Annotated in this window: 2 protein-coding genes; both read left to right on the forward strand. The window is 48.6% G+C overall.

Annotation, left to right across the window (positions count from 1 at the left end; all coding sequences use genetic code 11):
• The first annotated feature begins 215 nt into the window (after positions 1-215).
• A complete protein-coding gene (locus J1785_RS02145) occupies positions 216-2,525 on the forward strand; it encodes a glycoside hydrolase family 18 protein (RefSeq protein WP_217137650.1) in 2,310 nt (769 codons plus the stop codon).
• 81 nt (positions 2,526-2,606) lie between these two features.
• Positions 2,607-3,255: acyl-homoserine-lactone synthase (locus J1785_RS02150; protein WP_217218702.1), on the forward strand; the 649-nt coding region annotated here is incomplete at its 3' end.

The following is a 3,255-nucleotide window of genomic DNA, read 5'->3' on the forward strand; positions in this document are numbered from 1 at the left end:
CAATTAAACTGCCTGTAATACCTGTAATAAGTGTCAGGTTTTTCATTTTTTTTAGTTTATTTAATTTAACTTATTGAAAATAAAACATAAAAAATTAACAAGCCAATTTGCACAACACAGAATTACAGCCAAAATGATTCACGTTCCAAGACGAAATGCTGTTTCAGATTTCTATCGTGCTGATAATTCAGAATGCTAACTGTTAAGGAAAATTTATGTCTAAAATTACAAAACCCGATGCCGCCACAACTGAATCTTATCTGATCGACGGATTTGATCCCGCCGTTGATACCGAAAAATTCAGTTATACCGCAGCCCGCGTAGCTAAACCGGTATATAACAAATACAACACTGTAGGTCGCCCAAAAGTCTTTGGTTATTACACCGACTGGTCACAATATGATGGCCGCCTGCAAGGCAGCCAGCAACCCGCAGATCGCGGGCGTGGCGTTGACCTGGCACTTGTTTCGCCAACGGCATTCGACAAATTAATTGTGGGTTTTGTCGGCATTCTTGGTGATTTGGGTGAGAAATCTGCAGCCATCTCCAGCGGGGCAGCAGCATTTGGTATTCACGATCAGGACGGCTCTGTTACTTTCCTCGATGTCTGGGGTGATACCCAAACCTACGTCAATAATGGCTTCCCGAGTTATAAAGACATCACTATGCCTGACGATTTCCAGCAGGAAAAAGTTCAGGGGATTTTAGGCGGTCTGCGGGATTTGCAGAAAAAAGCAAAAACACTCGGTCATGATCTGGTTCTCTCATTTAGCGTGGGTGGCTGGACCATGAGTAACGGTTTTTACAACATGTCACGCGATGCCCAACAGCGTGTTCGCTTCTGTGCCAGCATTGTGGATATCTTCAAACGTTTCCCGATGTTCACAGAAGTCGACATTGACTGGGAATATCCGGGAGCAGCAGGCAATAACAACCCTTATGGCGATGACGACAGTGTTTACTATGTCATTTTAATGAGAGAGTTGCGGGCAGCTTTCAACAATGCCGGATTGCCAAACACCAGAATCAGTATCGCCTCTTCAGCCGATCCGGCGGTTCTGGCGAAAGCCGACATCCCGGGTCTGCTGGCTGCAGGTCTGAACGGGATTAACGTGATGACCTACGATTTCTTCGGTACGCCATGGGCTCCCGCACTGAATCATCATACGAACCTGCATAAAACAGAACAAACCAGCTATGGCGTGGATGCCGCAGTTGACTATCTGATTTCAATAGGTGTGGCGCAGAGTAATATCAACATTGGCTACGCAGGTTATACCCGTAATGCGCGTAATGCGGCGATCTCTCAACTGTCACCTTTGGTCGGTACCTATGAACCAGGTGCCGCAACGACAACGGGGACTTTTGAGTCAGGAAGCTCAGAATGGTATGACATTATTTATAACTATCTGGATCTGGAAGCGCAAAAAGGGAAAAACGGCTTCGAACTCTATACCGATGAAAAGGCTGACGCAGACTATCTGTACAGCTCGTCTTCTAAATTATTTATCTCTCTGGATACGCCGCGTACCGTAAAAGCGAAAGCTGAATATGCCCGCTCAAAAGGGCTGGGAGGCGTATTTACCTGGACTGCCGATCAGGATAACGGTCTGCTGGTCAATGCTGCGCGTGAAGGGCTGGGTGCCCCGATAGTGACACAAGCCATTGATATGGCACCTTTCTACTTTAAAGGTATTAATGCCAGCGTTGATCCGCTCGATCGCGCACCGGTCGCGCAAATCGTGGGGCCAAAAAGCCCGGTCTCTCCGATTACCCAACTTACCTTTGATGGCAGTCATTCCTACGATCCTGACGGTGACCCGATCACTTATCAGTGGAATGTCCCGTCGGGCTTAATTGTCAGCGGCAGCCTGACAGACCCGATTATTCACCTGCGGGTGCCTGCCGCAGGGTATCAGGCCAGTTATACCGTTTCACTTACCGTCTCTGATGGCAGCAAAACCGGTACTGATACCTATACCTTCCTGGTCGCAGGTGGCGTGAATGAGCCTCCGGTGGCGGCAGTCTCCGGCAGTAAAACAGTCAGCAGCGGCGCAACGGGTACACTCAGCGCGGCAAACTCGTATGACCCTGACGGCGAAGTGTTGAGCTACTTCTGGAGTTTGCCAGCAGATGTCACTGCCACATCCGTGACCGGTGAAACGCTGACTTACACCGCGCCAACCGTGCTGATTAATCATTCACTGGTGTTCCAGTTGACCGTGACTGATATCAGCGGAGCGAGCGACACTGCGGCTTACAATGTTACCGTTCAGGCGGCAACCGGGTATCCGCAATGGAGCGCCACGGAGACTTATAATGAGGGCGACCGTGTTAGCTGGGAGGGCAGTAATTATGAAGCGAAATGGTGGACTCAGGGAACAGAGCCAGGCACGTTGGATGAAGCCGGCGGGGATCCATGGTTTAAATTAGGCTCCGGCAATGTCGGAGGTCAACCAAACTGCCCGGGCGTGAGAGGGGGATGCTGCGCACCACGCGGGCGTAATCCGGGTCGTAATATGTAGCGGATGTCCCGCTATTTATCACTGACTATCAGTGCAGGCGGTGATTAGCCTGCACTGATTATTAACGAATGAGTATTGAATATGAGCCAAGCCGAAATTATCACGCCGGTGAGCATTTTTCATTCCGGCAATACAGATATTGATATAACAGACCCACGCCTTGTTTCACATGCCGTACTTCACGGATGTATTTCCGGAAGCAGAAGAAATCAGACGCTCTTATTATCGATGTTTCAACTTCGGCATCGTGTATTTAAACAACGGTTGAAATGGGATGTGGAAAGTTTCAATGAGCAGGAAACAGATCGTTTCGACACTATCGACACTGATTATATTATTACTACCGATATTAACAATAACGTCAAAGGCTGTGTGCGCCTTTTGCCCACTACGGCCCCTTATATGCTCAGCGAAGTTTTTCCTGATTTGTGGCAAAGTCAGGCTCCCCTTCCCTGTTCTGCATCAGTCTGTGAACTTTCACGTTTTTCCTTTGAAAAGAGTCATGACGCCGGGGGATACGGATTCTCGGGCCCGGTAGTCCGGCTCCTGCGTAATTTAGTTTTATATGCACAACGCAACCGGATTTCACAATATGTCTTTGTCACCACTGCTGCCATTGAACGCTTACTGGTGATCCAGGGAGTTTCGATTTACCGGGTGGGGAATGTAGTCAAAATAGGCAGCGCACAAACCGTGGTTATTTTTATGAACATCAATCAGCAAACGGAGG

The organism is Rahnella perminowiae (assembly GCF_019049755.1).
GTDB lineage: Bacteria > Pseudomonadota > Gammaproteobacteria > Enterobacterales > Enterobacteriaceae > Rahnella > Rahnella perminowiae.